A 24,670-nucleotide genomic window follows, 5' to 3' on the forward strand; every position below is an offset into this window, starting at 1 on the left:
GGACACCGTGGAACCGGCTTCGCCGGGCCGCCGGTGTCGCCCCCGGAAGGGGGTTGGCGAAGCGACACGAAGTGCGCGAAGCCTGGGGGAGAACCAAGCTCTGCCGGGCCACCGGTGTCGCCCCCGGAAGGGGGTTGGCGTAGCGACACGAAGTGCGCGAAGCCTGGGGGAGAGCCAAGCCTGGTGCCCGGGGCCGGAATCGAACCGGCACGCCTTGCGGCGGGGGATTTTGAGTCCCCTGCGTCTACCAATTTCACCACCCGGGCAGGGTTCTGAACGAAGCCCAAAATTATGGCACAGTGGCTGGCATGAACTATCCGACGATCGAAGACGCCATCGGCAAGACCCCCCTGGTCGCACTGCAACGCATCAATGCCGCAGAAAATGCCCGGCGCGGCAACGTGATTCTCGGCAAGCTCGAAGGCAACAATCCCGCCGGTTCGGTGAAGGACCGGCCCGCTCTCTCGATGATCCGGCGCGCCGAGGAGCGTGGCGAGATCAAGCCCGGCGACACCCTGATCGAAGCAACCTCCGGCAACACCGGCATCGCGCTCGCGATGGCCGCCGCCATCAAGGGCTACCGCATGCTGCTCATCATGCCGGAGGACCTCTCCGTGGAGCGCGCGCAGACCATGAAGGCCTTCGGCGCCGAGCTCGTGCTCACGCCCAAGAGCGGCGGCATGGAATACGCCCGTGACCTCGCCGAGCAGATGGTGGCCCAGGGCAAGGGCCGCGTGCTCGACCAGTTCGCCAATCCCGACAACCCGCGCATCCACTACGAGACCACCGGCCCCGAGATCTGGGCCGACACCAAGGGCAAGGTCACGCACTTCGTGAGCGCCATGGGCACCACCGGCACCATCACCGGCGTGTCGCGCTTCCTCAAGGAGAAGAATCCGGCGGTGCGCATCATCGGCGCGCAGCCGGCAGAGGGTTCGCGCATTCCGGGCATCCGCAAGTGGCCGGCCGAGTACCTGCCGAAGATCTTTGATCCGAGCCGCGTCGATGAAGAAATCAGTGTGAGCCAGAGCGATGCCGAAGAGATGTGCCGCCGCCTCGCGCGCGAGGAGGGCATCTTCGGCGGCATCTCGGCCGCAGGCGCGCTGTGGGCTGCGCTCGAAGTGTCGAAGACGGTCGAGAACGCAACCATCGTGTTCGTGGTCTGCGACCGCGGCGACCGCTACCTCTCCACCGGCGTCTTCCCGGCCTGACAAGGCCCGCGCCCCCAGGCTATGCGCACTTCGTGTCGCTTCGCCAACCCCCTCCGGGGGCAACACCTGCAGCGCGGCAAAGCCGGTTCTGCGGTGTTCCTGGAAGGGGCCACTACTCAACAACAAGAAGGCTGAGAACCCCATGCCCCATCCCAAGTTCTGCCAGGTCTGCGCCACGCCGCTCGAGTGGATCGCACTGATGGAAGACGGCGGCCCCAAGGAGCGCCTGCGCTGCCCCAACTGCGGTCACACGCACTGGAACAACCCGACGCCCGTGCTCGCGGCCATCGTCGAGTACCGCGGCCAGGTGCTGCTGGCGCGCAATGCAGCGTGGCCGGGCAAGATGTTCGCGCTCATCACCGGCTTCATGGAGGCCGGCGAGACGCCCGAGGAGGGCATCGCGCGCGAGGTGAAGGAGGAGACCAACCTCGACGTGAGCGCCACGAAGATCGTCGGCGCCTACGACTTCCAGCGCATGAACCAGGTCATCATCGCCTACCACGTGGTGGCCGACGGCGAGGTGAAGCTCTCGCCCGAACTGGTCGACTACCGGCTCTACGACCTGCCCGACCTCAAGTGCTGGCCCGCCGGCACCGGCTATGCGCTGGCCGACTGGCTGCGCACGCGCGGGCACGAGCCCGTGTTCTTCACCGCCGCGGAAAACGAGGAGCGCCGCCGCGGCCTGAACCTGCCGCCGGAGCCAGGCAATGCAAGTTGATCGCGAACTCGACACGCGCGGCCTGAACTGCCCGTTGCCCATCCTCAAGGCGAAGAAGTCGCTCAACGAGATGACGAGCGGCCAGCTGCTGAAGGTGGTGTCGACCGACCCGGGCTCGATCCGCGACTTCCAGGCCTTCGCGCGCCAGACCGGCAACGAGCTGATGGAGCAGGAGACCGTCGGCACCGACTTCATCCACGTGCTGAAGCGCCGCTGACAAGGCGCAGGCAGCCAACAAAGAAAAAGGGCCGCGGTCGCGGCCCTTTGCACATGTGCCCGAAGCGACGGACTACAGCTTCAGGCTCTTGAGGTACTCGCGGAAATCCGCGCCCACTTCCGGGTGCGCCAGGGCCAGTTCCACTGATGCCTGCAGGAAGCCTTCCTTGCTGCCGCAGTCGTAGCGGATGCCCTTGTACGAGTACGCGTAGACGGATTCCTTCTTCATCAGCGCCGCGATGCCGTCGGTCAGCTGGATCTCGCCGCCCGCGCCCTTGGGCTGGTTGCGGATCTCGTCGAACACGCCCGGCATGAGGATGTAGCGGCCGGCCACGCCCAGGCGCGAGGGCGCCTCTTCGGGCTTCGGCTTCTCGATCATTCGGCTGACCTTCACCAGGCCCTCTTCGACCTTGTCGCCGGCCACGATGCCGTAGCGCTTGACGTGTTCGAGCGGCACTTCCTGCACCGCGAGCAGCGAGCCGCCGAGACGGCCGAAGGCTTCGGTCATCTGCGCCAGCACCGGCTGGCCGCCATCGGGGCCGACCATCAGGTCGTCCGCCAGCAGAACGGCGAAGGGCTCATTGCCGACCAGGTGTTCGGCGCACAGCACCGCGTGGCCCAGGCCCAGCATGCGCGGCTGGCGCACGTAGGAGCAGGTCATGTCGTCGGGCATGACCGAGCGCGCGATGTTGAGCAGTGCGGTCTTGCCGCTGGCTTCGAGCTGGCTCTCGAGCTCGTAGGCGGTGTCGTAGTGGTCTTCGATGGCGCGCTTGTTGCGGCCGGTCACGAAGATCATGTCGCGGATGCCGGCTGCGTACGCCTCTTCGACGGCGTACTGGATCAGCGGCTTGTCGACCACCGGCAGCATTTCCTTGGGTTGCGCCTTCGTGGCCGGCAGGAAGCGGGTGCCGAAGCCTGCAACGGGAAATACGGCCTTGCGGATGCGGGTCGCGGATGTGGACATGGGCGGTTCAGCGTCTTTCGTCAAAGAGGGGATGGCAGGATGCGAAACGGCGCGCAGCCGCTCCAGGCATCCTATACGCCTTCGACGCCCCCGGTCTGTCAGCCGAGGCGTACAAGCTGGTCGCGCAGGCGCTCCAGAGTGGCCGTGAAGTCAGTCAGACGTTTACGTTCCTGCTCGATCACGGCTGGCGGAGCCTTCGCGACGAACGCTTCGTTACCAAGCTTCGAGTGCACCTTGGCGATTTCGCCTTCGACGCGCGCGACTTCCTTGCCGATACGAACCTTCTCCGCGGCCTTGTCGATCTCCATGTGCAGGCACAGGCGCGCGGCACCCACCACGGCCACGGGCGCGGCCTCGGCGGCAGCCGACCACGAGGCCTCGTCGTCGAAGACCTTCACTTCCTTGAGCTTGGCGAGCGCCTGCAGCACCGGCGCCGATTCGCGCAGGAAGGCCGCGCCTTCGGCATCGTCGGCCACCGCGTAGAGCGGCAGGCGGGTGGCGGGCGACACGTTCATCTCGCCACGCAGCGTCCGGCACGCATCCACCAGCGCCTTCAGCCGCGCCACATAGGCCTCGGCCGCCTCGTCGATCTTCTCGGGCTGGCTCTTCGGATAGGCGGCGATCATGATCGACTCGCCCTCACGTCCTGCAACTTTCGACACCTTCTGCCACAGCTCTTCCGTGATGAACGGAATCACCGGGTGCGCCAGGCGCAGCAGGGTTTCGAGCACGCGGATGAGCGTGCGGCGCGTGGCGCGCTTCTGCGCATCGTCGCCGGTCTGGATCTGCACCTTGGCGATTTCCAGGTACCAGTCGCAGAACTCGTCCCAGGCGAACTGGTAGATCGCGGTGGCCACGTTGTCGAGGCGGTATTCCTCGAAGCCCTGGGCCACTTCGGCCTCCACGCGCTGCAGCTTCGACACGATCCAGTAGTCGGCGCGGCTGAACTTCAGGTAGCCGTGGGCCTTGCCGCCGACCTGGCACTCTTCCTTGGTGTGCTCCAGCAGGCCGCAGTCCTGGCCCTCGCAGTTCATCAGCACGAAGCGCGTGGCGTTCCACAGCTTGTTGCAGAAGTTGCGATAGCCCTCGCAGCGCTTCGAGTCGAAGTTGATGCTGCGGCCCAGCGAGGCGAGCGAAGCGAAGGTGAAGCGCAGCGCGTCGGCGCCGAAGGCGGGAATGCCCTCCGGAAATTCCTTCTGGGTGTTCTTGCGAACGGCGGGCGCCGTCTCGGGCTTGCGCAGGCCCTGCGTGCGCTTGTCGAGCAGTGCGGGCAGCTCGATGCCGTCGATCAGGTCCACCGGGTCGAGCACGTTGCCTTCCGACTTGCTCATCTTCTTGCCCTGCGCGTCGCGCACCAGGCCGTGGATGTACACGTGCTTGAAGGGCACCTTGCCGATGAAGTGCTTGGTCATCATGATCATCCGGGCGACCCAGAAGAAGATGATGTCGTAGCCGGTCACCAGCACGGTCGAGGGCAGGTACAGGTCGAGGTCCTGCGTCTTCTCGGGCCAGCCCAGCGAGGAGAAGGGCACCAGCGCCGACGAATACCAGGTGTCGAGCACGTCCTCGTCGCGCGTCAGCTTCCTGCCGGGCGCCTTGGCCTGCGCGGCGGCTTCGTCTTCCGCCACGTACACGTTGCCTTCCTCGTCGTACCAGGCGGGAATCTGGTGGCCCCACCAGAGCTGGCGCGAGATGGTCCAGTCCTGGATGTTCTCCATCCAGTGGTTGTAGGTGTTGACCCAGTTCTCGGGCACGAAGCGCACCTCGCCGGACTTCACCACGTCGATCGCCTTCTGCGCGATCGACTGGCCGTCGGCGCCGGGGCGCGTCATGGCCACGTACCACTGGTCGGTGAGCATCGGCTCGACGATGGCGCCCGAACGCGCGCAGCGCGGCACCATCAGCCGGTGCTTCTTCACCTCGACCAGCAGGCCCAGCGCGTCGAGGTCGGCCACGATGGCCTTGCGCGCCACGAAGCGGTCGAGGCCGCGGTACTTCTCGGGGGCGTTGTCGTTGATGGTGGCGTCGAGCGTCAGCACGCCGATCATCTCGAGCTTGTGGCGCTGGCCCACGGCGTAGTCGTTGTAGTCGTGCGCGGGCGTGACCTTCACGACGCCGGTGCCGAATTCCTTGTCGACGTAGTCGTCGGCAATGATCGGGATCAGCCGGTCCACCAGCGGCAGCTTCACGCGCTTGCCGATGAGATGCTTGTAGCGCTCGTCCTCGGGGTGGACCATCACGGCCGTGTCGCCGAGCATGGTCTCCGGCCGGGTGGTGGCCACGGTCAGCGTGCCGCTGCCGTCTTCGAGCGGGTAGGCGATGTGCCAGAGCGAGCCGTCTTCCTCCTCGCTCTCGACTTCGAGGTCGCTCACCGAGGTCTTGAGCACCGGGTCCCAGTTGCCCAGGCGCTTGCCGCGGTAGATCAGGCCTTCTTCGTACAGCTTCACGAAGGTGTGCGTGACCACCTTGGACAGGTCGTCGTCCATCGTGAAGTACTCGCGGCTCCAGTCCACCGTGTCGCCCAGGCGGCGCATCTGCTGGGTGATGGTGTTGCCCGACTTCTCTTTCCATTCCCACACGCGCGCCACGAAGTTCTTGCGGCCCAGGTCGTGGCGGCTGACCTTCTGTTCCTGCAGCTGGCGCTCCACCACGATCTGCGTGGCGATGCCGGCGTGGTCGGTGCCAGGCACCCACAGCGTGTTGTCGCCCTTCATGCGGTGGTAGCGAGTGAGGCTGTCCATGATCGTCTGGTTGAACGCATGGCCCATGTGCAGCGTGCCCGTCACGTTGGGCGGCGGCAGCTGGATCGCGAACGACTCGGCGCCTTCCTTGGGTTGCTGCGTGCCTCGGAAGCCGGCCTTGGCATAGCCGCGCTTCTCCCATTCGGGGCCCCAGTGCGCCTCGATGGCGGCGGGCTCGAACGATTTGGAAAGGCTGTCCAGACCAGGCTGGGCGGGAGGGGTGGTGGGTTCGCTCATGGGAAATGCAGGAACGGCCCTTTGGGGAGCCGTTGGGGGACACAGGGAGGTAGCCGGCGATTTTACCGGGGCGGCCCCTGTCATGGCCGCCACTGATAATTCCGGGATGCTCTTCCTGCTTTCCCCTGCCAAGTCGCTCGACTACGAAACCCCCGTCCCCTCCGAAATCCCAGCAACCCAGCCCCATTTCGAGTCACCCCGCGGCCCTTCGGTCGAACTGATCAAGCTGCTGCGCGAGAAGTCGCCCCAGCAGATCTCCGAGCTCATGAGCCTGTCGGACAAGCTCTCGGCCCTGAACGTGGCCCGCTACGAGGCCTGGTCGAGCAAGAGCACCCCGAAGAACGCCCGCCAGGCGGCCTTCGCCTTCGACGGCGACGTCTACGGCGGCCTCGGCGCCCGCACCCTCACGAAGGCCCAGCTGGCCTGGGCGCAGGAGCACGTCTGCATCCTCAGCGGCCTCTACGGCCTGCTGCGCCCTCTCGACCTGCTGCAGCCCTACCGTCTGGAAATGGGCACCCAGCTGGCCAACCGCCACGGCAAGGACCTCTACGCCTTCTGGGGCCCGCGCATCGCCGAGCACCTGAACGAGCGCCTCGCGGCCGACCGCACTCCCGTGGTGGTCAATGTCGCGTCGCAGGAATACTTCAAGTCGGTCGACCAGAAGGTGCTCAAGGCCCGCGTGGTCGAATGCGTCTTCGAGGAGTGGAAGGGCGACCGGTACAAGATCGTGAGCTTCTTCGCCAAGCGCGCCCGCGGCCTGCTGGCGCGCTGGGCCGTGCAGCACAAGGCGGCCACGCCCAAGGCACTGGAAAAGTTCGACCTCGAAGGTTATGGTTTCGATGCATCCGTGTCCAAGCCAGACAGATTGGTCTTCAGGAGAAGGTTGGACTGACCCCCAGTCTTCGCGCACTTCGTGTCGCTACGCCAACCCCTTGCAGGGGGCAACACCGGCGGCCCGGCAAAGCCGGTTCCGCGGTGTTCCTGGCATTGGGGGCGTGGCGGTTTTTTCATGCGTTGCGGGGATGCCGCAGCGTGCAGGAGTATTGAGATGTCCCAAGCGATCAGTCCGGAACTGCGCGAGTGGCTGGTAGCCCAGCTCGCCGCCGGGCATTCGGTGCCGGCGCTGCGCGCTTCCATGCGCGCGGCCGGCTGGCACGACGCCGCCGCCGATACGGCGCTGGCCCAGCTCGAAGCCGGCTTCCCGAACGTGGAAGTCGCGCTGCCGCCTGTGCAGGCGAAGATGCCCGGGCCCGACCTCGACGGCGCGCCGCTGCACATCGACGCGGGCGACCGCCGCGTGCAGGTGCTGCAGACCATGCGGCATCCGCGCGTGATCGTCTTCGGCAACCTGCTGTCGGTGGAGGAATGCGAAGGTCTGATCGCCGCCGCGCGCGTGCGGCTCGCGCGCTCGCTCACGGTAGAGACGCGCACCGGCGGCGAGGTGCTCAACGTCGACCGCACCAGCGACGGCATGTTCTTCGAGCGCGGCGAGAACGAGATCGTCGCGCGCCTCGAGCAGCGCATCGCCGCGCTGCTGCGCTGGCCGCTCGAGTTCGGCGAGGGCCTGCAGATCCTGCGCTACGCGCCCGGCGCCCAGTACCGCCCGCACTACGACTACTTCGACCCCAGCGAGCCGGGCACGCCCACCATCCTCAAGCGCGGCGGCCAGCGCGTCGCCACGCTGGTGATGTACCTGCAGGAGCCCGAGGGCGGCGGTGCCACCACCTTCCCCGACGTGGGCCTCGAAGTGGCCCCGGCGCGCGGCTGCGGCGTGTTCTTCAGCTACGACCGGCCCGACCCCGTGACCCGCACCCTGCACGGCGGCGCGCCGGTGCTGGCGGGCGAGAAGTGGGTCGCCACCAAGTGGCTGCGCGAGCGCGAGTTCAAGTAAGAAGCAAGAAGCACAGGCACGACGAAGCAATCGATGAAAGTCACCGCCAACGGGCTGCAGATCGAGGTCGACGACACCGGAGGCGAGGGGCGCCCCGTCATCCTGCTCATCATGGGGCTGGGCATGCAGCTCGTCGCCTGGCCGACGGCCTTCGTGCACCAGCTGGTGGACGCGGGCTTTCGCGTGGTGCGCCACGACAACCGCGACATCGGCCTGAGCCAGGGCTTCGACCACGCGGGCGTGGGCAACATCGTGTGGGAGACCATCCGCCACCGGCTCGGCCTGAAGGTACGCTCGGCCTACACGCTGCAGGACATGGCCCTCGATTCGCTCGGCGTGCTCGACGCGCTGGGCATCGAAAGGGCCCACATCGTCGGCGCCTCCATGGGCGGCATGATCGCCCAGCGCATCGCGGCCTCCGCGCCGCAGCGCACGGCCAGCCTGGTGAGCGTCATGAGCTCCAGCGGCGCGCGCGGCCTGCCCGGCCCGCGCCGCGAGGTCGCCGCCATGCTCATGCGCCGGCCGATGGGCCGCGACGAGGCGGCGCTGGTCGCGCACAGCATCCGGCTGCTGCGGCTCATCCAGAGCCCGGCCTATCCGCAGACCGACGAGGAGCTCTCCGAGCGGCTCGTCTTCAGCATGCGCCGCTCCTACCACCCGGCGGGCCTGATGCGGCAGATGCTCGCCATCGGCGCCGACGATGAGCGCCCCGCGCTGCTGCCGCGCATCCAGTCGCCCACGCTGGTGCTGCACGGCGAGGCCGACGCGCTCGTGCCCATCGCCTGCGGCGAAGACACGGCCCGGCGCATCCCGGGCTCGAAGTTCGTTTCCGTTCCCGGCATGGGCCACGACCTGCCGCCCCAGGTGTGCACCATCCTCGCCAACCACATCGCGCCCTTCGCGCACGCGGCCGACGCCGCCACGACAAGACCATCATGAGCCACGACCCGAACCCCACGAACCCCGCGAACCCCAACACGCCCGAGCAATCCCAGCTGGGCCGCGCGTCCGCCTACGCCGACCACTACGACCCGACGCTGCTCTTTCCCATTGCGCGCGCCACGCAGCGCGAGGCCATGGGCATCAAGGCCGGCGCGCTGCCTTTCTTCGGCGCCGACCTCTGGACCGCCTTCGAGGTGAGCTGGCTCAACCTGCGCGGCAAGCCGCAGCTGGCCATCGCGCACTTCACCATTCCCTGCGAGACGCCCAACATCATCGAGAGCAAGAGCTTCAAGCTCTACCTCAACAGCTTCAACAACAGCCAGTTCGCGAGCGTCGACGCGGTGCGCGAGCGCTTGCGCGCCGACCTGTCGGAGGCGGCATGGCGCGGCAGCGACCAGCAGGCCACCATCGGCGTGACCCTGCTGGCGCCCGACATGTTCGACCGCGAGCCGGTGCACGAACTCGACGGCCTCGACCTCGACCGCCTCGACATCGAGTGCAGCCACTACCAGCCCACGCCCGAGCTGCTGAGCAGCGACGCCACGCAGGCGCCCGTCAACGAGACCCTCACCAGCCGGCTGCTCAAGAGCAACTGCCTCGTCACCGGCCAGCCCGACTGGGGCAGCGTGCAGATCCGCTACAGCGGCCCGCCTATCGACCAGGCCGGCCTGCTCGCGTACATCGTCAGCTTCCGCAACCACAACGAGTTCCACGAGCCCTGTGCCGAGCGCATGTTCACGGACATCTGGACCCGCTGCAAGCCGAACAAGCTCGCGGTGTACGCGCGCTACACGCGCCGCGGCGGGCTCGACATCAACCCCTTCCGCACGAGCTGGCCGCAGGCGCTGCCGCCGAACATCCGGACTGCGCGGCAGTAGTCCGGGGCCTTCCGAAGCCCCTCTTCGGAAACCCCAAACCCGCTGTCGCCCTCCCTGTGGCATTCTGGATTTCGCCCGCGATCCGCGGGCGAACGAACATCCACAGCAGAGGCAAGCATGGTTGAAGGAAAAGTGGTCGTCGTCACCGGCGCGGGCGGCGGCATCGGGCGCGACATCGCGCTGGCGATGGCGGCGCACGGCGCGAAGGTGGTGGTCAACGACATCGGCGCGGCGCTCGACGGTGTCGGCGGCAGCGCAGGCCCCGCGCAGCAGGTGGTCGACGAGATCCGCGCGGCCGGCGGGCAGGCCGTGCCCAACACCGACAGCGTGGCCGATGCCGCGAGCGCGGCGCGCATCGTGCAGTGCGCCATCGACAGCTTCGGGCGCATCGACGCTGTTGTGAACAACGCGGGCATCCTGCGCGACCGCTTCTTCCACAAGATGTCGGTCGACGAGTGGGACTCGGTGCTCAAGGTGCACCTGTACGGCGCCTACTATGTGAGCCGCGCGGCGGCCACGTATTTCAAGGAGCAGGAGTCGGGCGCGCTGGTGCACATGACCTCCACCTCGGGCCTGATCGGCAACTTCGGCCAGGCCAACTATGCGGCGGCCAAGCTGGGCATCGTGGCGCTGTCGAAGTCGATCGCGCTGGACATGCAGAAATTCAAGGTGCGCTCCAACTGCATCGCGCCCTTCGCCTGGAGCCGCATGATCGGCGCCATTCCCACCGACACCGACGAGCAGCGCGCCCGCGTCGACAAGATCAAGCAGATGACGCCCGCCAAGGTCGCGCCGCTGGCCGTCTACCTTGCGAGCGATGCCGCGGCGGCGGTCAACGGGCAGATCTTCTCGGTGCGCAACAACGAGATCTCGCTCATCAGCCAGCCACGGCCGGTGCGCTCCATCCACCGCTCCGAGGGCTGGACGCCGCAGAGCATCGCCGAGCACGCCATGCCCGCGATGCGCGCCAGCTTCTTCGATCTCGACCGCTCGGCGGACGTATTCAGCTGGGACCCGGTCTGAGGACAAACCCGCAGAGGGCTGCGAGCGGCTTCATTCGCCGGACAATGCGCGTTCCGCTTCCCCTTGATTCCGGCGCCCGGTGAACCTGCACTTCGACCTGTTCGACCTGAAACTGTTCGTCTACGTGGCGGACGCGCACAGCCTCACGCGCGGCGCGGAGAAGGCCTGTATCTCGCTGGCCGCCGCCTCCACGCGCATCAAGCAGATGGAGGAGGCCGTGGGCGGCAAGCTGCTGCACCGCAGTGCGCAGGGCGTGAGCCTCACGGCGGCGGGGCAGGCGGTGCTCTACCACGCCAAGCGCGTGATGCAGCAGATGGAGCACCTGCGCTGCGACATGCAGGACTTCGGCAAGGGCATCAAGGGCCACGTGCGGGTGTTCGCCAACACCACCTCCATCACCGAATACCTGCCGCAGAAGCTGGCGGGCTTTCTCACGCAGCATCCGGCCGTGCAGGTGGACCTGCGCGAATACCTCAGCGAGGAGATCGTGCGCGCGGTGGCCGACGGCGAGGCCGACATCGGCATCCTCGCGGGCGACGTGCACACGGGCGACTTCGACTCGCGGCCCTTCGGCAGCAACCAGCTCGTGCTGGTGGTGCCTACCACGCACCGCCTCGCAGGCGTGCCCTCGGTGGCCTTTGCCGACACGCTCGACGAGCAGCACGTGGGCCTGCACCACGGCAGCGCCATCCACCGCTTCCTGCAGCGCCGCGCCGAGCTCGCGGGGCGCGGCTTCAATCCGCGCATCCAGGTCAGCAGCTTCGAGGCCATCTGCCTGATGATCGAGGCGGGCGTGGGCGTCGGCGTGCTGCCGGCGTCGTCGGCGCAGCGGCTGTCGATGGCCATGCGCATCTCGACCGTGGCCCTCAGCGACGCCTGGGCCGAGCGCGAGCTGAAGCTGATCGCGCGCAGTCGCGAGCAGTTGCCGGCTTCCGCGCGTGAGCTGTTCGACCATCTCGTCGCGTCATGAGGCTAACCCCCAGGCTTCGCGCACTTCGTGTCGCTTCGCCAACCCCCTTGCAGGGGGCAACACCTGCGGCCCGGCAAAGCCGGTTCCGCGGTGTTCCTGAGCTTGGCCGTGGCGAGCGTGCGCATCGTGGGCGATGCATCGGCTCGTCGAAAAACCTGAACGACGGGGGCGTATGTCGGCCGACCTGAAGTCGCTGCGCCTGTTCGTGGCCGTGGCGGACCACGGCAGCATCAGCGAGGGCGCCAAGCGCTGCCACATCGCGCTGGCCGCGGCCAGCAAGCGCATCTCCGACCTGGAGGCCCGCGCGCGGCTGCCGCTGCTGGTGCGGCATGCGCGCGGCGTCACGCTCACCTCGGCGGGCCATGGACTGCTGCTGCATGCGCGTGCGGTGCTCTCGGCCATGGACCGTCTGGGCGCCGAACTCGACGACTTCCAGAACGGCGTGGCGGGCGTGGTGAGCATCACGGCCAACGCATCGACCATCGCGCAGTTCCTTCCGTCGCAGATCGGCTCCTTCCTGCGCCTGCATCCGGTGCTGAAGATCGACCTGCAGGAGCGCGCCAGCACCGAGGTGGTGAAGGCGGTGCAGGCCGGCCTCGCCGACATCGGCGTGATCGAGGGCAACACGCCCGCCGAAGGGCTCGAGTGCCTGCCGTATCGCACCGACGAGCTGGCGGTGGTGGTGGCGCGCGACCATCCGCTCGCGCGGCGCAGGCGCATCGGCGTGGACGAGGTGCTGAGCCACGACCACATCGTGGTGCGCGAAGGCACGGCGCTGCACCGCGTGCTGCTGTCCGCCGCATTGGAGGCCGGCGTGCCGCTGAAGGTGCGCATGCAGGTGGGCAGCTTCGACATGGTCTGCCGCATGGTGGAGCAGGGCGCGGGCATCGGCGTGCTGCCCTATGCGGCCATCCTGCCGCAGCTGCAGATACTGAAGCTGCGCTGCCTGAAGCTCGACGCGCCCTGGGCCCACAGGCGCCACCTGCTGTGCGTGCGCAGGCAGCAGGAGCTGACGGTGGCCGCGCGCTCGGTGCTGGAGCACCTGGGTCGGCCCGACTGAGCCTGCCCGCTGGTCAGTCTTCGTGGTGCGCGAAGGCTCGGACTCGCCAAAAACGAATTGTTCTCCCGCGGTTCGCACGCAAAGATGCGTGCACCAACGAAGGAGACAGACTTGAAGATCGTTCGCGTCAGCGCCACGCCGCTGAACATTCCCGTGACCATCGACGTGGTCGGCATGAACAAGCAGACCTCGCTGTCGCTGTGCCTCACCGAGATCGAGACCGACACCGGCATCGTCGGCCACGGCATGACGGCCATCACGGAAGAAGAAATCATCGCCGCCGCGGTGCGCGAGGTGGCGGGCCCCGCGCTGATCGGCGAGGACCCGATGGCCACCGAGCGCCTGTGGGAGAAGCTCTACTGGCTGCTCTCGCCGCGCGGCCAGACCGGCTACGCCAGCCACACCATCGCCGCGCTCGACATCGCGCTGTGGGACATCAAGGCCCGCGCGCTGGGCCAGCCGCTGTGGCGCCTGCTCGGCGGCGCGCGCGCGAAGGTGCCGGTGTATGCCACCTTCGGATTCGGCTTCTTCGAGCGCGATCAGCTCGCCGCTGCCGCCAGGCTGTGGGTGTCGCAGGGCTTCCAGCGGCTGAAGATGACCGTGGGCAACCATGCGCTCGCGCGCCGCGACGAGCCGCGTCCGCTCGACGAAGTCATCGCGGAAGACGTGCGCCGCGTGGCTGCCGTGCGCGAGGCGGTGGGCCCCGACGTCAAGCTCTACGTCGACGCCAACTGCGGCCTCGACCTGTTTCACGCCACCGAACTCGCGCACCGCATCGAGCCCTATGGCATCAGCTTCTTCGAGGAGCCGCTCACGCAGAACGACGTGCGCCAGATGGCCCAGCTGCGCGCGCGCACCCGCATCCCGCTGGCCTGCGGGCAGAACGAGGGCCTGGCCTTCCGCTTCCGCGACTTGCTGGTGAACCAGGCGGCCGACGTGCTGCAGCCCAACGTGACCATCTCGGGCGGCTACTCGCAGGCGCTCAAGATCGCCGGCATGGCGCAGGCCTTCAACGTGCCCATCGACAACGGCGGCGCCTGGCCCTTCCACAACATGCACCTGCATGCGGGTGTGTCGAACGGCGGCCTGGTCGAGTACCACTACGTCGCGGTGCAGATGCTCAAGCAGATCTTCGACGGCCTGCCGGTGCCCGAGCAGGGCTGGCTCACGCTGCCCGAGACGCCCGGCCTGGGCTTCGCGCCGAACGCCGAGCGCGTGCGCGAGCTGGCGAAGCTGCCGACCTCGCACGGCAAGGGCAAGGCCTGAGCCAAACTTTCTTCCCTCACGACCAGGCCGCGACAGACGGCCGGCGTCCGATCAAAGACAACGGAGACATGATGAAAGCCACACAAGCGATTCGACCACCGGCGCGCCGCCATGCATTGCGCGCGATGGCCGCCCTGGGCCTCGCTGCCGCCCTCTCGGCGCCGGCGGCCTGGGCCCAGGCCCAGAAGTACCCCGACAAGCCCATCCGGCTCATCGTCGGCTACTCCGCCGGCGGCGGCGTCGATGCGGTGGCGCGGCTGCTCGGCACGCGCCTGTCGAACGTGCTGGGCCAGCAGGTGCTGGTGGAGAACCGCACCGGGGCGACCGGCCTCATCGCGGCCGACTTCGTCGCCAAGGCGCCGCCCGACGGCTACACGCTGATGATGGGCGACAGCGCCTTGCTCGCCGCCAAGCTGCTGCAGCCGAAGATCGCGCTGGACCCGCTCACCAGCTTCAAGCCGGTGGCGGGGGCCTTCATCTCGCCGCTGATGATCGTGACGGGCAACGACTTTCCCGCGAAGACGCCGGCCGAGCTGGTGAAGGAGCTCAAGGCCAATGCCTCGCGCTACTCGTACGCCACCTCGGGCGTGGGCACGGTGCAGCACCTGGGCTTCGAGATGCTCAAGCAGGCCACCGGCAGCCCGGTGGTGCACGTGCCCTATCGCGGCGCGGCGCAGATCGTGCCCGACGTGATCGGCGGCCAGATTCCGATTGGCGTGGTGAGCGCCACGGCGGGCATGGCGCAGGCCAAGGCGGGCAAGCTGCGCGCGCTCGCGATGATGAACACCGCCAAGCTCGAAGGCGCCGAGAGCGTGCCGCCGCTGGCCGACGCCTTGCCGGGCTTCGACGTGGCGCCGCGCATCTTCGTGCTGGCGCCGGCCGGCACGCCCAACGACATCGTCGACAAGCTCTCGGCCGCGGTGAAGGCCGTGCTCGACACGCCCGAGGCCGGCACCGCGGCGGCCGCGCAGGGCACGCTGCGCGCCTACGCCACGCCGGCCCAGCTCGGCAAGGACATGGCCGCCGAGACCGCGCGATGGAAGAAGATCATCGCGGAGCAGCACATCGTGGCCGAGGGGAGCTGAGCATGGCGCAGCCTCATCTGGGCCTGATCGTGCCACCGGCGGCTGGCGAGGTGCCGGTGGACGGCCCGCTGCTGTACGGCGAGCGCATCCGCTTCAGCGCGCGCGGCCTGGGCCTGGGGGAAATCTCCACGCGCGGGTACCTCGACGTGATCGACTCGGTGGTCGAGAAGGCGGTGGCGCTGAAGAAGGAAGAGGGCGTGTCCGCGATCTCGCTCATGGGCACCTCCCTGAGCTTCTTCCGCGGCGCGGCCTTCAACCGGCAGCTCGAAGTCGAGATGGCGCGTGCCACCGGCCTGCCCTGCACGACCATGAGCAACGCCATCGTCAACGGGCTGCGTCATCTGAAGGTGCGGCGCGTGGCGGTGGCCACGGCCTACATCGACGAGGTCAATGCCCAGCTGCGCAGCTACCTGGAGCAGAGCGGCTTCGAGCCGCTGGCGCTCGAAGGCCTGTCGATCTCCGACGTGCAGGCCGTGGGCAAGGTGCCGGCGAAAGCGCTGGTTGACCTGTGCGTGAAGGTGTTCGAGGCGCAGCGCGGTGCCGACGGCATCCTGATCTCCTGCGGCGGGCTGGTCACGCTCGACGCGGTGCGCGAGGTGGAGGCGCGCCTGCAGGTGCCCGTGGTGTCCAGCTCGCCCGCCGGCTTCTGGGACCTTGTGCGCACTGCCGGGCTCGATGCGCGCTCGCCGGGCTGCGGCCGGCTCTTCGCCTGGACCGCACCGGCCTGAACGGCCTGAACGGGCTCAAGCCAGCCAGCGCCCCACGCGCGGCGTGTCGGCCAATTGCCAGATGCGCCGGCACAGCGCCTTCGCCTCGTCGGCCGTGGCGCCTTCGCCGTAGTGCGCGAGGCGCTGCATCTTGTCCTCGATCTCGGCGCGGCTCAGGCTGTTGCCGGGGTCGCCCTTGGGCTCGTCCACGCGGCCCTGCAGCGTGCGGCCGTCGGCGGTGTGCACGCTGACCTTGCCGATCCAGCGCGCGGGGTAGGCGGTGTCGACCTCCTCGTCGAGCTGCATCGTCACCTTCTCGCGGAAGGCCGCGACCTCGGGCGCGAGGAAGTCGCGGTCGAACTCGCCCAGGCCAGCGCGGCCATGCACGGCGATCAGGCCCAGCACCGTGCCCATCGAGAACTTGCCCTGGTGCACCGTGGCGGGCACATCGACGCGGCCCAGCACGTCGATGGCGCCCTGGTGCACGTGCGTGGTCACGCGCGACACGTCGGTGGGCTTCAGCCTGTTCTGCTGCATCACCTGCAGCAGTGCGTCGGCGGCGGGGTGGGTGTGGCGGCAGGAGGCGTGGTACTTGAAGGAGGTCTCGGCCAGCGTCCAGCGCGTACCCAGGCCGTCGGTGAGCTTCGCCGGATCGGCATCGCTCGACATGCCCACGCCCAGGCCCTGCGCGCCTTCGAGGATCCTTGCCGCGCCCGTGAAGCCGTCCTGCGCGAGGTAGGTCGACATCAACCCGCTGGCAGCTGCGTGCGCGCAATGCAGCTGCTTGGAATCCGCCGCATCGCGCAGGAACTCCCACACGCCGGCCGATTGCGTACCGGCCGATCCGAAGGCGTGCAGCATCTGCTGCGGCGTGAGTTCCAGCAGGCGCCCCACCGCCGCAGCCGCCGCGAGCGTGCCCGCCGTCGCGGTCGTGTGGAAGGTCTTGTAGTGCGAGCGGCCGAGGAATTCGCCCACGCGGATGCCGACCTCATAGCCCGCGACAACGGCCGTGAGCAGCTGTGCGCCGCTCGCGCCGATGCTCTGCGCCACGGCCAGTGCAGGCGCGATGACGACGGCGGCCGGATGGAACACCGAGCCGTTGTGCACGTCGTCCTGCTCCACGAAATGCGAGGCCGCCGCGTTGACCAGCGCCGCGAACACCGGCGACGTGGTGCGTCGCGAGGTGAGCAGCTCGCTGGGCCCTTCGGCCGGGCCCATCATCTGCGCGAAGCGCTCGATGCTGCGCACCGGCCGCGCCGTGCGCGCCGCGAGCACCGAGCCCAGCCAGTCGAGCATCAGGTCTTCGGTGCGGCGCAGCACGGGGGCGGGGATGGCGTCGAACTTGAGTTCGGCGGCGAAAGTCGCGAGCACCTTGCTCGGATGATCGACTGGATTCATGCAATGCGCTCCTTCAGAACGAACGGGGGAGGCCGAGCATGTGCTCCGCGACGTAGCTCAGGATGAGGTTGGTGGAGATCGGCGCCACCTGGTAGAGCCGCGTCTCCCTGAACTTGCGTTCGATGTCGTACTCGCAGGCGAAGCCGAAGCCGCCATGGAACTGCAGGCAGGCGTTGGCCGCCTCCCAGCTCGCCTTGGCCGCGAGGTACTTCGCCATGTTGGCCTGTGCGCCGCAGGGCTGGTGCGCATCGAAGAGGCGGCATGCTTCGTAGCGCATGAGGTTGGCCGCCTCCACCTCGATGAAAGATTCGGCAATGGGGAACTGCACGCCCTGGTTCTGGCCGATGGGCCGGCCGAACACCACGCGCTCCTTCGTGTACTTCGTGACCCGGTCGATGAACCAGTAGCCGTCGCCGATGCATTCGGCCGCGATCAGCGTGCGTTCGGCGTTCAGCCCGTCGAGGATGTACTTGAAGCCCTGGCCTTCCTCGCCGATGAGGTTCTCGGCCGGGATCTCCAGGTTCTCGAAGAACAGCTCGTTGGTCTCGTGGTTCACCATGTTGAGGATGGGCCGCACCTCCAGCCCCTTGCCGATGGCCTCTCGCAGGTCGACGATGAAGATCGACATGCCTTCCGACTTCTTCTTCACCTCCGCCAGCGGCGTGGTGCGCGCCAGCAGGATCATCAGGTCGGAATGCTGGATGCGCGAGATCCACACCTTCTGGCCGTTGACGACGTAGCGGTCGCCCTTCTTCACGGCGGTCGTCTTGATCTTGGTCGTGTCGGTGCCGGTGGTGGGCTCGGTCACGCCCATGGACTGCAGGCGCAGTTCGCCGTTGGCGATCTTGGGCAGGTAGGCGCGCTTCTGCGCCTCGCTGCCGTGGCGCAGCAGCGTGCCCATGTTGTACATCTGGCCGTGGCAGGCGCCCGAGTTGCCGCCGCAGCGGTTGATCTCCTCCATGATGACCGAGGCCTCGGTCAGGCCCAGGCCCGAGCCGCCGTACTCCTGCGGGATCAGCGCGGCCATCCAGCCGGCCTTGGTGAGCGCGTCGACGAATTCGGCGGGGTAGCCGCGCGCCTCGTCGACCTTGCGGAAGTAGGCGTCGGGAAACTGCGCGCACAGGTCGCGCACGGCGTCGCGGATGTCGAGAAAGTTCTTGTCGTTGGCGTTGTTCATCGGTTCTTCGCTGCTGCTGTTCAGTCCTGGCGGGGCTCGCCCGCTTCTTTCTCCACGCGCTGCCAGATCTCGACGGCCATCGGATCGTCGATCTCCTCCAGGATGTGGCCCACCAGCCCGATGGCGCGCGCCATCACGCCGAAGCCGCGGATGATCTTCCAGGGAAAGCCGAACTCGGCCGCGATCGCGCCGATGGCGCCCGTCGCGTTGATCGGCAGCGACTTGCCCGACACGCGCTCGGCCTCTTCCTGCACCGCCTGCATCAGCGCGACGTAGTGCGTGGAAAGCCCGTTCTCCGCCGCGATCTGGAAGAGACGCGGCGTGCGCGGATCGATGGGCTTGTGCAGCGGGTGGCCCAGCCCCGGCACGATCAGCTTGCGCGCGCGGTGGTCGGCCACGATGTCCTTCGCCATGTCGGCGAGCGGGCGAGAGGGCTTCTCGCCGAAGGGGATCGCGTCGTAGAGCATCTTCGCGGCGCCCTCGGTGCTGCCGACGAACACCGTGCCCAGCCCGCACAGGCCCGCCGCCACGGCCGCCTGCAGCGCCTCGGGCGCGCCCGCGTAGGTGAGGCGCGCCGCCAGCGCGCTGGGCGTGACGCCGTGCTCCACCAGCGTGACGACGATGGCGTTGAAGGTCACCGACTCCTGCGGCGTGGGAATGCGCCCGGTCAGCTCCAGGAAGGCCATGTCGCCCAGGTTCAGGTGGCCGAGGATCTCCGAGGGCAGGTCGCGCCCGCGCACGGTGATCTTGTCGGGCGTGCTGTGGCCCAGCGCCGTATGCAGAGACTTTTTGATCTTGGTGGTCATGGGCCGAATCTAGCCCGCACGCGCGCGCAGCGGCTCTCTGATTGCGAAACCCTCCCTTCGGCAAATGCAAATGCCGCTTTGCAGGGCCTTCTGTCACGCTGCGGCGATGGACCTCGAATCACTTGCGGCAGTGCGCGAATCGGCACTGGACTACTTCGAACGCAGCCGTGCCCTGCAACGTCGGCGCGAGCGCATGGAGCGCCCCGGCGGCGACGAGGCCGAGGGCTGGCAGGACATCGCCGCGCTCGGCTGGACCGGCATGCTGGCGCCCGAATCGGCCGGAGGGCTGGCACTGGGGCTCGACGGCGCGGCCGAGATCTTCCGCGCGGCCGGCGAGCATGCGGCACCCGAGCCGCTGCTGGCCGTGGCCGGCCTCGGTGCGCTGCTGCTGGCGCGGCTGGACACGCCTGGCGCGAACGCGCTGCTCGCCGAACTGGTCGCGGGCCGCAGCCTGCCCGCACTGGCCTGGCAGGAGAGCGCGGGCGACCTGAGCGCGGTGCCGCTGGCCTGCGGCTGCGAGCCACGACCCGGAGGCGGCGTGCTGCTGCAGGGCGAGAAGCTCATGGTGCTGCCCGGCGCGGCCGCCAGCGGCTGGCTGGTGTCGGCGCGCGGTGACGACGACGCCGTGCTGCTGTGGGTGCCGCGCGGCACCGCGGGCGTGATCGAAACGCCGGTGCCGCTGGTCGACGGCAGCCAGGCCTCGAACCTGCGCTTCGAGCAGGCCGTGCTGCCGGCCGGTGCGGTGCTCGCCGATGGGCCGGCCGCGCAGGAGGCGCTGCGCCATGCGCTCGCGGCTGGCCAGATCCTGCAGTCGGCAGAGCTGCTGGGTGCGGGGCAGGCGATGCTGGCGCAGACGCTGGCCTACCTGCGCACCCGCTCGCAGTTCGGCAAGCCCATCGGCAGCTTCCAGGCGCTGCAGCATCGCTGCGTCGACATGTTCATCCACCTCGAAGTGGCGAAGGCCACGCTGGACGAGGTGCTCGCGTTGGCCGTGCAGGGCCTGCCGGCGCAGCGGCTCGAAGCCGAGGCCAGCCGCGTCAACGCGCGCTGCACTGCCGCCGCGCTGCAGGCCTCGCGCGCTTCCGTGCAGCTGCACGGCGCCATCGGCTACACGCAGGAGTGCGACCTGAGCCTTTTCTACAAGCGCGTGCTGTGCCTCTCGGCTTGGCTGGGCAACGTGAGCGCGCATCAGCGCAGGCACGCCGTGCTGTCGGGCGATGCAGAGGCTACACCGGGCATTGCCGAGTGGAACGGCGGGTTTCCGCGCACCGCCGACTGGTCCGCCATGCCCGAGGCCGACTTCCGCCGCATGGTGCGCGCCTTCCTGCAGCAGCGCTATCCGCAGCAGCTGCGCTATCTCTCGCACCGCGCACGCTGGAGCGAGATGCGCGAGTGGTATCTCACGCTCTCGGCGCAGGGCTGGATCGCGCCCGCATGGCCGCAGTCGCACGGCGGCATGGGGCTGCCTGCGGACAAGCTCATCGCGTGGATCGAGGAGCTGGAGCAGCACGGCGTGGCGCGCGCGCCCGACCAGGGCATCGTGATGATCGGGCCGCTGCTGATCCAGCACGGCACTGCGGAGCAGCAGCAACGCTTCCTGCCGCGCATCCTCAGCGGCGAGCATGTGTGGTGCCAGGGCTATTCGGAGCCCAACGCCGGTTCCGACCTCGCGGGCCTGCGCACCGAGGCGATGCCGGCGCGCGACGCGCAGGGCGAGCACTTCATCGTCAACGGCCAGAAGATCTGGACCACGCTCGCACAGGACGCCAACCACATCTTCATGCTGGTGCGCACCGACAAGGACGCACGCAAGCAGGAGGGCATCAGCTTCCTGCTGTGCGACCTGCGCACGCCGGGGATCACCATCCGGCCGATCCACACGCTGGCGGGCGAGCCGGAGTTCTGCGAAGTGTTCTTCGACAACGTGCGCGTGCCGGCCGCAAACCTCGTGGGCAGGCTGCACGGCGGCTGGAGCATCGCGAAGGCGCTGCTGGGTTTCGAGCGCATCTTCCTGGGCAGCCCCAAGCAGTCGCAGTACGCGCTGGGCCAGCTCGCGCGGCTGGCGCAGGCGCGGCGCCTCTTCGCCGACCCGGTGTTCGCGCAGCGCTTTGCGGCGCTGCGGCTCGACGTGCTCGACCTCTCGGCCGCCTACACCGGCTTCGCCAACATCGTGCGCGCGGGCAAGCCGCTGCCGGCGTCGGTGTCGCTGCTGAAGATATGGGCCAGCGAGACCTACAACCGCATCGGCGCGCTGCTGGTCGAGGCCGGCGAGGAGCAGGGCGCGGTCGCCGGCGACCAGGTGCTCGACGGCCAGACCTTCAACGTGCTCTCGCCGCTCATCGGCTCTACCGCCGCAATGATCTACGGCGGTACCAACGAGATACAGCGCAACATCCTCGCGCGGCAGGTGCTCGACTTGCCTGTGTGAGCGAGGGCGTCGAAGAAATTCAAAACAGGAGACAACGCTCATGACATCGATCCACTTCTCGCGCCGCCAGCTCATGGCCGCGGTGGCCGGCGGCGCGGCACTCGGCGTGCTGCCGCACCGTGCATTCGCGCAGCAGCCACTTCCATCACTCATCAAGCTCGTGGTCGGCTATTCGGCCGGCGGCCCGGTGGACGGCGCCGCGCGCCTGCTCGCGCCCGCGCTGGGGCAGGAGCTGGGCACGCAGGTGATCGTGGACAACCGCCCCGGCGCCAGCGGCTCGCTGGGCGGCGACGCGGTGGCCAAGGCCGCGCCCGACGGCGCCACGCTCTTCTTCGGCGCGAGCCCGACGATCACGATCAACCCCAACGTGCAGCGCCACATGGCCTTCGATCCGATGAAGGATCTCGCGCCCATCGCGCCGCTGGTGGACTACACCAACGTGCTCGTCGTCAACAACGAGGTGCCGGTGCGCAGCGTGGCCGAGCTGCTGGCCTATGCGAAGGCGCGGCCGGGCAAGGTGTTCTACGGATCGGCCGGCGTGGGCGCCTCCAACCACCTGAGCGGCGCACTGCTGGAGAAGATGGCCGGCGTGCAGCTCACGCACGTGCCCTACAAGGGCAGCGCGCCCGCGCTCGCCGACGTGATGGCGGGCACCGTGACCATGATGTTCGACATCATCGCCACCTCGAAGCCCTTCATCCAGACGGGCAAGGTGCGCGCGCTGGCCGTCACCTCGCGCCAGCGCAATCGCATGCTGCCGGACGTACCGACGATGGTCGAGTCGGGCCTGCCGGGCTACGACGTGGGTGGCTGGTTCGGCCTGTACGGGCCGGCGCGCATGGACCCGGCGCTGGTCGCGCGCATCAACGCCGCCGCGCAGAAGATGCTGGCGCGCGAGGACATCGCCAGCCGGCTGCGCGAGCAGGGCTACGACGTGTGGTCGGGCGCGGCCCAGGTGCTGGCCGCCAAGGGCAAGTCCGACCGGCAGCTGTGGGCGACGGCCTCCAAGGGCATCGAGGCGGAATAGGCGATGCGGCGGATCCATCACCTGCTCGAAGAGCGTGCAGCGAGCACGCCAGAGGCTGTGTTTCTTTTCGAGCCCGGCGGCACTACGACTTACGCGCAGCTTCAGTCCATGGCCGATGCCGCCACGCAGGACCTGCTGGCCGCCGGCGTGCGGCCGACCGACCGCGTGCTGCTGGTGGCGGAGAACTGCGCCGCGCACATCGCGCTCATCATGGCCTGCAGCCGCATGGGCGCATGGTCGTGCGGCGTGAACGCGCGCATGTCGCCGGGCGAGATCGCGGCCATCGCCGAGCGGGCGGATGCGCGGCTGTGCTGCTACACGACGGCAGCCTCCGAAGCCGCCGCGGAGCATGCGGGCAGGGCCGGTGCGAAGCCGACTTCGCTGGAAGGCGTGATGCGCTCGGCCACCCGCGAAGACGCGCGCACCGAGCCCGACCCGGCGCTGGGCGACACGGCCGCCATCATCTTCACCTCCGGCACCTCGGGCACGCCCAAGGGCGTGATGGTGTCGCACCGCGGCCTGCTGCACTTCGGACGAGTGTCGGCGCGGATTCGCGCACTGGACGGGCACGACCGCGTCTATGCCTTCCTGCCGATGACGCACATCTTCGGCATCGGCACGGTGCTGATGGCCGCGCTCACCGGAGGCGCGGCGCTGGTGCTGCGCGGCTGCTTCTCGCCGGCCGACGTGCTGCAGGCGCTGGCGCACGAGCAGGTGTCGAACCTGCTCGGCCCGCCGACGATGTATGCGCGGCTGCTCGCGCACATCGAGGCCGGGCATGCGGTGCCGCGCTTTCCGCACCTGCGCTACGTCTACACCGGTTCGGCGCCGCTCGATCCGGCGCTCAAGCAGCGCGTGGAGCGGCTCTTCGGGCAGCCGCTGCATTACGGCTACGGGCTGTCGGAGTACGCGGGCTCGGTGTTTCTCACTCGCACCGAGTCGCCACGCGCCGATACCTCCGCCGGGCATGCGGTGGAAGGCGGCGAGGCGCGCATCGTCGGCCCCGACGGCAACGACGTGGCCCAGGGCGACACCGGCGAGATCTGGCTGCGCGGCCCCGGCCTGATGCTCGGCTACTTCCGCGACGCGGCCGCCACCGCGCAGGTGATGCGCCCCGGCGGCTGGTACGCGACCGGCGACCTCGGGCGCTTCGGCGAGGACGGCGCGCTCTTCGTGGTCGGGCGGCTGAAGGAAATGATCATCCGCTCGGGCTTCAACGTGTACCCGGCGGAGATCGAGGCGGTCATCGGCCGCTTCGAGGGCGTGCACCAGTGCGCGGTGATCGGCGTACCGGAGGCCGACGGCAACGAGCAGGTGGTCGCCTTCATCGAGCTGAAGCCGGGCGCGACGCTCGACGAGGCAGCGCTGCGCGCACACCTTGCCGGGAACCTCTCGCCCTACAAGCGCCCGGCGCGCATCGAGCTGATCGATGCGATGCCCACCACGGCCAACGGCAAGCTGCTCAAGCGTGAACTGAAGGCGCGCTGTCTGGCAGCCGCAGTGGGTGTGGCGCGCAGCTAAGCGCGGGCAAGGGCGGCGGCGCGCCGCTTCCGGACATCTCCAGCCGCGGCCGCTTCGGACTTCTCCTGCAAGCGGGTGCGCTGCCGTCCGCCATAAGGAGCCGCGCGGGCGTCGCAAGGTGAAGTCTTCTCCAAGGTAAACACAGGAAACACACCATGGCCGATGACCTGAGCAAGCGCGGGCCGCAGGATGCCGCCCGCATCAACGTGAACGAGGCGCACGAGGTGCGCTACTGGACCCAGACGCTGGGCGTGACCGAGGCGCAGCTGCGCTCGGCCATCGCGGCGGCCGGTGTCGAGGTGAAGGACGTGCGCGCCTACCTCGGCAAGCCCTGAGCGCCTGGCGGCAGCCGGTGGCCGCCCGGGCGGAAGCCGGAGGCGGCACCACGGTAGGCACCCTCCTAC

Annotated in this window: 22 protein-coding genes and 1 tRNA gene; 17 read left to right on the forward strand and 6 right to left on the reverse strand. The window is 68.8% G+C overall.

Annotated elements, in window-relative coordinates:
- Nucleotides 1-181 precede the first annotated feature (181 nt).
- Nucleotides 182-266, reverse strand: a tRNA-Leu gene (locus FHT32_RS29390).
- A gap of 42 nt (nt 267-308) precedes the next feature.
- Between FHT32_RS29390 and cysM the strand changes: the two genes are divergently transcribed.
- The 3 genes from cysM (at nt 309) to FHT32_RS29405 (ending at nt 2,146) form a co-directional block, all read left to right on the forward strand.
- Complete coding sequence (gene cysM / locus FHT32_RS29395) at nt 309-1,211, forward strand: cysteine synthase CysM (RefSeq protein WP_019654254.1); 903 nt, start codon at nt 309-311, stop codon at nt 1,209-1,211.
- Nucleotides 1,212-1,353: 142 nt separating this feature from the next.
- Nucleotides 1,354-1,929 (forward strand): NUDIX domain-containing protein, encoded by a 576-nt coding sequence (locus FHT32_RS29400; protein ID WP_019654253.1) that lies wholly within the window; start codon nt 1,354-1,356, stop codon nt 1,927-1,929.
- On the forward strand, nt 1,919-2,146 hold the full coding sequence (locus FHT32_RS29405) for a sulfurtransferase TusA family protein (RefSeq protein WP_081265854.1): 228 nt from the start codon (nt 1,919-1,921) through the stop codon (nt 2,144-2,146). Before FHT32_RS29400 ends, FHT32_RS29405 begins: the two co-directional genes overlap by 11 nt.
- A 72-nt stretch (nt 2,147-2,218) precedes the next feature.
- On the opposite strand, the gene galU is transcribed toward FHT32_RS29405, so the two are convergent.
- Together galU and FHT32_RS29415 are read right to left on the reverse strand one after the other, a co-directional pair.
- A complete protein-coding gene (galU, locus tag FHT32_RS29410; protein WP_176668083.1) occupies nt 2,219-3,109 on the reverse strand; it encodes a UTP--glucose-1-phosphate uridylyltransferase GalU in 891 nt (296 codons plus the stop codon).
- A 98-nt stretch (nt 3,110-3,207) separates the two neighbouring features.
- Nucleotides 3,208-6,087 (reverse strand): valine--tRNA ligase, encoded by a 2,880-nt coding sequence (locus tag FHT32_RS29415; RefSeq protein WP_176668084.1) that lies wholly within the window; start codon nt 6,085-6,087, stop codon nt 3,208-3,210.
- A gap of 106 nt (nt 6,088-6,193) precedes the next feature.
- Between FHT32_RS29415 and yaaA the strand changes: the two genes are divergently transcribed.
- The 10 genes from yaaA (at nt 6,194) to FHT32_RS29465 (ending at nt 15,930) form a co-directional block, all read left to right on the forward strand.
- Complete coding sequence (gene yaaA / locus FHT32_RS29420) at nt 6,194-6,979, forward strand: peroxide stress protein YaaA (RefSeq protein WP_176668156.1); 786 nt, start codon at nt 6,194-6,196, stop codon at nt 6,977-6,979.
- A gap of 156 nt (nt 6,980-7,135) precedes the next feature.
- Entirely contained in the window at nt 7,136-7,978 is an 843-nt protein-coding gene (locus FHT32_RS29425; RefSeq protein ID WP_176668085.1) for a 2OG-Fe(II) oxygenase, read from the forward strand.
- A 33-nt stretch (nt 7,979-8,011) separates the two neighbouring features.
- Nucleotides 8,012-8,917 carry an alpha/beta fold hydrolase gene (locus FHT32_RS29430; RefSeq protein ID WP_176668086.1) on the forward strand — a complete coding sequence of 302 codons (906 nt, stop codon included), beginning with the start codon at nt 8,012-8,014 and terminating at the stop codon, nt 8,915-8,917.
- On the forward strand, nt 8,914-9,798 hold the full coding sequence (gene queF, locus FHT32_RS29435; protein ID WP_176668087.1) for an NADPH-dependent 7-cyano-7-deazaguanine reductase QueF: 885 nt from the start codon (nt 8,914-8,916) through the stop codon (nt 9,796-9,798). Before FHT32_RS29430 ends, queF begins: the two co-directional genes overlap by 4 nt.
- A gap of 117 nt (nt 9,799-9,915) precedes the next feature.
- The gene (locus FHT32_RS29440) at nt 9,916-10,821 is read left to right on the forward strand and encodes an SDR family NAD(P)-dependent oxidoreductase (protein ID WP_176668088.1); all 906 of its coding nucleotides are present in this window, start codon (nt 9,916-9,918) and stop codon (nt 10,819-10,821) included.
- 79 nt (nt 10,822-10,900) lie between these two features.
- Nucleotides 10,901-11,791 (forward strand): LysR substrate-binding domain-containing protein, encoded by an 891-nt coding sequence (locus FHT32_RS29445; RefSeq protein WP_176668089.1) that lies wholly within the window; start codon nt 10,901-10,903, stop codon nt 11,789-11,791.
- A 172-nt stretch (nt 11,792-11,963) separates the two neighbouring features.
- Entirely contained in the window at nt 11,964-12,851 is an 888-nt protein-coding gene (locus tag FHT32_RS29450) for a LysR family transcriptional regulator (RefSeq protein WP_176668090.1), read from the forward strand.
- 111 nt (nt 12,852-12,962) lie between these two features.
- On the forward strand, nt 12,963-14,117 hold the full coding sequence (locus tag FHT32_RS29455; protein ID WP_176668091.1) for a mandelate racemase/muconate lactonizing enzyme family protein: 1,155 nt from the start codon (nt 12,963-12,965) through the stop codon (nt 14,115-14,117).
- A 71-nt stretch (nt 14,118-14,188) separates the two neighbouring features.
- Nucleotides 14,189-15,202: a tripartite tricarboxylate transporter substrate binding protein gene (locus FHT32_RS29460; protein ID WP_176668092.1), complete on the forward strand. Its 1,014-nt coding sequence runs from the start codon at nt 14,189-14,191 to the stop codon at nt 15,200-15,202.
- Nucleotides 15,203-15,204: 2 nt separating this feature from the next.
- Entirely contained in the window at nt 15,205-15,930 is a 726-nt protein-coding gene (locus FHT32_RS29465) for an aspartate/glutamate racemase family protein (RefSeq protein WP_176668093.1), read from the forward strand.
- A gap of 15 nt (nt 15,931-15,945) precedes the next feature.
- Here FHT32_RS29465 and FHT32_RS29470 read toward each other — a convergent pair whose 3' ends face one another.
- The 3 genes from FHT32_RS29470 to FHT32_RS29480 are packed head-to-tail and all read right to left on the reverse strand — an operon-like array spanning nt 15,946 to nt 19,290.
- A complete protein-coding gene (locus FHT32_RS29470; RefSeq protein ID WP_176668094.1) occupies nt 15,946-17,307 on the reverse strand; it encodes an MmgE/PrpD family protein in 1,362 nt (453 codons plus the stop codon).
- A gap of 13 nt (nt 17,308-17,320) precedes the next feature.
- Nucleotides 17,321-18,484, reverse strand: coding sequence for an acyl-CoA dehydrogenase family protein (locus tag FHT32_RS29475; RefSeq protein WP_176668095.1), 1,164 nt, complete (start codon nt 18,482-18,484; stop codon nt 17,321-17,323).
- A gap of 20 nt (nt 18,485-18,504) precedes the next feature.
- Complete coding sequence (locus FHT32_RS29480) at nt 18,505-19,290, reverse strand: citryl-CoA lyase (protein WP_176668096.1); 786 nt, start codon at nt 19,288-19,290, stop codon at nt 18,505-18,507.
- A gap of 106 nt (nt 19,291-19,396) precedes the next feature.
- Here FHT32_RS29480 and FHT32_RS29485 point away from each other — a divergent pair, with 106 nt between their 5' ends.
- From FHT32_RS29485 to FHT32_RS29500, 4 genes are all read left to right on the forward strand, one after another.
- A complete protein-coding gene (locus tag FHT32_RS29485; protein ID WP_176668097.1) occupies nt 19,397-21,718 on the forward strand; it encodes an acyl-CoA dehydrogenase in 2,322 nt (773 codons plus the stop codon).
- Nucleotides 21,719-21,758: 40 nt separating this feature from the next.
- A complete protein-coding gene (locus tag FHT32_RS29490) occupies nt 21,759-22,745 on the forward strand; it encodes a tripartite tricarboxylate transporter substrate binding protein (protein WP_176668098.1) in 987 nt (328 codons plus the stop codon).
- Between the two features lie 3 nt (nt 22,746-22,748).
- Nucleotides 22,749-24,266 carry a class I adenylate-forming enzyme family protein gene (locus FHT32_RS29495; protein WP_176668099.1) on the forward strand — a complete coding sequence of 506 codons (1,518 nt, stop codon included), beginning with the start codon at nt 22,749-22,751 and terminating at the stop codon, nt 24,264-24,266.
- Nucleotides 24,267-24,421: 155 nt separating this feature from the next.
- Nucleotides 24,422-24,601: a DUF3606 domain-containing protein gene (locus tag FHT32_RS29500; RefSeq protein ID WP_176668100.1), complete on the forward strand. Its 180-nt coding sequence runs from the start codon at nt 24,422-24,424 to the stop codon at nt 24,599-24,601.
- Nucleotides 24,602-24,670 lie beyond the last annotated feature (69 nt).

This window comes from Variovorax sp. SG517 (assembly GCF_013376045.1).
Lineage (GTDB): Bacteria > Pseudomonadota > Gammaproteobacteria > Burkholderiales > Burkholderiaceae_C > Variovorax.

Excerpts from the sequence above, each read along its gene's own strand:
- cysM (WP_019654254.1), top strand. The coding sequence starts at position 309 with ATGAACTATCCGACGATCGAAGACGCCATCGGCAAGACCCCCCTGGTC.
- FHT32_RS29400 (WP_019654253.1), top strand. The coding sequence starts at position 1,354 with ATGCCCCATCCCAAGTTCTGCCAGGTCTGCGCCACGCCGCTCGAGTGG.
- FHT32_RS29405 (WP_081265854.1), top strand. The coding sequence starts at position 1,919 with ATGCAAGTTGATCGCGAACTCGACACGCGCGGCCTGAACTGCCCGTTG.
- galU (WP_176668083.1), bottom strand. The coding sequence starts at position 3,109 with ATGTCCACATCCGCGACCCGCATCCGCAAGGCCGTATTTCCCGTTGCA.
- FHT32_RS29415 (WP_176668084.1), bottom strand. The coding sequence starts at position 6,087 with ATGAGCGAACCCACCACCCCTCCCGCCCAGCCTGGTCTGGACAGCCTT.
- yaaA (WP_176668156.1), top strand. The coding sequence starts at position 6,194 with ATGCTCTTCCTGCTTTCCCCTGCCAAGTCGCTCGACTACGAAACCCCC.
- FHT32_RS29425 (WP_176668085.1), top strand. The coding sequence starts at position 7,136 with ATGTCCCAAGCGATCAGTCCGGAACTGCGCGAGTGGCTGGTAGCCCAG.
- FHT32_RS29430 (WP_176668086.1), top strand. The coding sequence starts at position 8,012 with ATGAAAGTCACCGCCAACGGGCTGCAGATCGAGGTCGACGACACCGGA.
- queF (WP_176668087.1), top strand. The coding sequence starts at position 8,914 with ATGAGCCACGACCCGAACCCCACGAACCCCGCGAACCCCAACACGCCC.
- FHT32_RS29440 (WP_176668088.1), top strand. The coding sequence starts at position 9,916 with ATGGTTGAAGGAAAAGTGGTCGTCGTCACCGGCGCGGGCGGCGGCATC.
- FHT32_RS29450 (WP_176668090.1), top strand. The coding sequence starts at position 11,964 with ATGTCGGCCGACCTGAAGTCGCTGCGCCTGTTCGTGGCCGTGGCGGAC.
- FHT32_RS29460 (WP_176668092.1), top strand. The coding sequence starts at position 14,189 with ATGAAAGCCACACAAGCGATTCGACCACCGGCGCGCCGCCATGCATTG.
- FHT32_RS29465 (WP_176668093.1), top strand. The coding sequence starts at position 15,205 with ATGGCGCAGCCTCATCTGGGCCTGATCGTGCCACCGGCGGCTGGCGAG.
- FHT32_RS29470 (WP_176668094.1), bottom strand. The coding sequence starts at position 17,307 with ATGAATCCAGTCGATCATCCGAGCAAGGTGCTCGCGACTTTCGCCGCC.
- FHT32_RS29475 (WP_176668095.1), bottom strand. The coding sequence starts at position 18,484 with ATGAACAACGCCAACGACAAGAACTTTCTCGACATCCGCGACGCCGTG.
- FHT32_RS29480 (WP_176668096.1), bottom strand. The coding sequence starts at position 19,290 with ATGACCACCAAGATCAAAAAGTCTCTGCATACGGCGCTGGGCCACAGC.
- FHT32_RS29485 (WP_176668097.1), top strand. The coding sequence starts at position 19,397 with ATGGACCTCGAATCACTTGCGGCAGTGCGCGAATCGGCACTGGACTAC.
- FHT32_RS29490 (WP_176668098.1), top strand. The coding sequence starts at position 21,759 with ATGACATCGATCCACTTCTCGCGCCGCCAGCTCATGGCCGCGGTGGCC.
- FHT32_RS29495 (WP_176668099.1), top strand. The coding sequence starts at position 22,749 with ATGCGGCGGATCCATCACCTGCTCGAAGAGCGTGCAGCGAGCACGCCA.
- FHT32_RS29500 (WP_176668100.1), top strand. The coding sequence starts at position 24,422 with ATGGCCGATGACCTGAGCAAGCGCGGGCCGCAGGATGCCGCCCGCATC.